Consider the following 488-nt stretch of genomic DNA (forward strand, 5'->3'; position numbering starts at 1 on the left):
TCCTGGAAGCATGGCATCAACTACTTCATCACCTTAGTGACTCGTCATCAGCTCTCAGCCTGTACATTAAAGTACGAATTCCCGGATTTGCCTAAGAATTCAACCTACCACCTTAAACGCGGACTACCAACGCCGCGCTAGCCTAGCCTTCTCCGTCTCTCCATCGCAGTTAGCGGAAGTACAGAAATATTAATCTGTTTCCCATCGATTACGCCTTTCGGCCTCACCTTAGGGGTCGACTCACCCTGCCCCGATTAACGTTGGACAGGAACCCTTGGTCTTCCGGCGAGGGAGTTTTTCACTCCCTTTATCGTTACTCATGTCAGCATTCGCACTTCTGATACGTCCAGTGTGGGTTACCCCTTCACCTTCAACCGCTTACAGAACGCTCCTCTACCGCGCATCTCTAATGAAATGCACCCGTAGCTTCGGTGGTATGTTTAGCCCCGTTAAATCTTCCGCGCAGGCCGACTCGACTAGTGAGCTAT

Annotated in this window: 1 rRNA gene; it reads right to left on the bottom strand. The window is 50.8% G+C overall.

Features of this window, described 5'->3' with window-relative positions:
• Positions 1-488 (bottom strand): 23S ribosomal RNA (locus AAEY99_RS21220); the annotation flags it as partial.

This window comes from Shewanella sp. S1-58-MNA-CIBAN-0166 (assembly GCF_040310085.1).
Lineage (GTDB): Bacteria > Pseudomonadota > Gammaproteobacteria > Enterobacterales > Shewanellaceae > Shewanella.